This window comes from Vibrio sp. Vb0937 (assembly GCF_033338855.1).
On record NZ_JAWOTK010000081.1, the window covers coordinates 1 to 2,140 of the forward strand.

Genomic DNA, 2,140 nt, shown 5'->3' on the forward strand with positions numbered 1-2,140 from the left:
TGACATCGAAATCTTCATCTAGCGCTTTTGCTTCCGAAAGTGAGTTAACGCCTACCAGCTCAATTTGAGCCAAACGACATTCTTGGACAATTTGCTCTGCATAAGCATAGTTATCACATATAAAGAGCCCTCTTTTGACCACATCGGAATGCCAACCAAAGAGAGGTAACGCTTCTACTTCTATTGAAAAACCAAAGCATGTGCCCACCCCCTTGGTCGAGGTTGCCACTAGCTTGCCTCCCATCATTGACACTAATTGGCGACAAATCGCAAGCCCTAGCCCTGTTCCGCCAAACTGTCTCGAAACACCCTCGTCTTCTTGAGTAAACGGTTCAAAAATGGTCGCCAGTTTGTCCCTTTCGATGCCGATGCCCGAATCCTTGATAAGAAATGTTAGCGAACCTCGCCCTTGCTCTAACGCTTCTTCGTAGCTAACGTCGACTGAGATATAGCCTTGTTCAGTAAACTTAACGGCATTGGAAACCAGATTAGTAATGATCTGTTTGATGCGATGATCATCGACCATCACGCGAGCCGGAATGTTTTCATCCAATGAAATATCGAGTTCAAGCTGTTTAGACGTGGCTTTAGATTGAAACAAAATCACCGATTGATAAACGACTTCGCGAATGTCAGCTTCAACCAACGACAATTCGAGGCGCCCCGACTCGATCTTAGACAAATCTAGAATATCGTTTAGCAATGCAAGCAAAGTGTGGGAAGAGGTATCGATGTCATCCACGACTTCTTGCTGATGAGGCGATAGCTCACTTTGCGACAAAATTTCAGTCATCCCCATGATGCCATTCAGCGGCGTTCGAATCTCATGGGACATATTGGCAAGAAATACAGATTTTGCTCTATTGGCTGCCACTGCCGACTCTTTGGCGTGCAGGATTTCGTGAGTTTGCCTTTGCTTTTCTTCCACCACACGATTGACTTGCTGCGCAAAGAGAGTGAACTCGTCACTACCATCGACTGCGACTTTTTTCGCTTTTTCTTCCTCGTTAACAAGGGCATTAAGAGCATGAATGATTGCGCCAATCTTACTGTTAACACGATACCAAGTGGCAAAGCCCAACCAGCCAAGCAAGAGAAGAACTACCGCAACACCACAGGTAATGAGCAATACATTTCGTTTTTGCTCATTGACTTGAGTAAGTAGGGATTGCTCAGCTTGACGAGTAAATCCTTCAATCATCATTTGCAATCGCTGAACCCGAAAATCGAGTTCGTCAAGGTAAGCCGCATAATCGCTGCGTGGCATGTCGCCATTCATCAGCCTCGCTCTTGATTCCAAATTACGTTGATAGCGGGGGGAGCTGAAAAGGCCAAGCAGTTTATCGACATGCGCATAAGATGCCCCCAAATGCAAAAATGCATCTAGATTTTGCTGCTGACGATCAATGGTTTGAAAAAAAACGCTTTGGTTCAGCTTCGCATCTGGATCCATCACTAAACGGTAGGTCAGCCAAGCCTCTTTTTGCGTCCAATAAGATAATTGAGCAAGGTAAGCAATAAAGTTCTGCATGGCGTGCCCATCGCTATTTCCATACAGCTGATAGTTTTGTAGCAAGGAAAGCGACATTTCTTGCAATAACTGAAACGCCCAATCACCCACTTCATCCGTGTTGGTAAGATCCCCAGACACCATACCAAGCATCGCCTCTTTTAAATCATCGGCGTACTCGGAAGTGTGTGGATTAGTGGAAAATTTATGATGCATGGAGAGCACCACATTATTTTGGACATCCACTTCGATACTTAAAGGCGTTTCCTGACCGTATTGGCGTCTGTCTTTTTCCATGCTGTAGATAAAGTGCGAAGCCTGAGATATCAGCTGGAATCCCTGTATGTTGCTTACGGTTTGATTGAGATGATCGACTCGCACCGAATTGGCATAAAACTGGTGGATCGCAAAAGCAACGATCACCACTGCGGGTAATAACGCTAACAACGCTAAACGTGTTTTGATTGATAATCTCAGCATCCATCTTTCCATGTGTTACGAACGCCTACTGATTTAATACTAGACTAGTTTCACACATTAATAATGGATATTGATGAGTTAAAAAACACCCTCATTTCACCTAGTAACACTAGGGATATAGGGTTACGGCGGGTTTAGGTGCCTGTTTTA

Annotated in this window: 1 protein-coding gene; it reads right to left on the bottom strand. The window is 44.6% G+C overall.

Annotated features, from left to right (window positions below):
• Nucleotides 1-1,990: sensor histidine kinase (locus R7P67_RS23250; protein ID WP_318086120.1), on the bottom strand; the 1,990-nt coding region annotated here is incomplete at its 3' end.
• Nucleotides 1,991-2,140 lie beyond the last annotated feature (150 nt).